The organism is Pseudomonas sp. SIMBA_068 (assembly GCF_046534705.1).
Lineage (GTDB): Bacteria > Pseudomonadota > Gammaproteobacteria > Pseudomonadales > Pseudomonadaceae > Aquipseudomonas > Aquipseudomonas putida.
This window is the reverse complement of sequence record NZ_JAWRYI010001847.1, coordinates 1-230: the sequence shown is the minus strand read 5'-3', so window position 1 is coordinate 230 and position 230 is coordinate 1. Positions and strand designations below refer to the sequence as shown.

The 230-nt window shown below is 37.0% G+C and carries 1 protein-coding gene; it reads right to left on the bottom strand.

Annotated features, from left to right (window positions below; genetic code table 11):
• Positions 1–230: P-loop NTPase fold protein (locus tag SB756_RS36160; RefSeq protein ID WP_410914067.1), on the bottom strand; the 230-nt coding region annotated here is incomplete at both ends.

Below are 230 nucleotides of genomic sequence, written 5' to 3'. Positions count from 1 at the left end.
CTTGCTGCCATGCATCAATATAAACTACAGGATAATTTACTATTACTTCTTGTGACCAACGCTTAAGAAAGTAGGTTTTACCTGCTCCCCATTCAGCGTTTAAATTTAATACGTAGTTTTTCTTTTTATCTTCATCAGGCCTACTTTCGTCATAACCTTCTTGAGCCAATAGCCTTGATAAGAATGTGGCGTAGCGAGCTCTATCTAATTTATCTGCAGGAAAATATTCC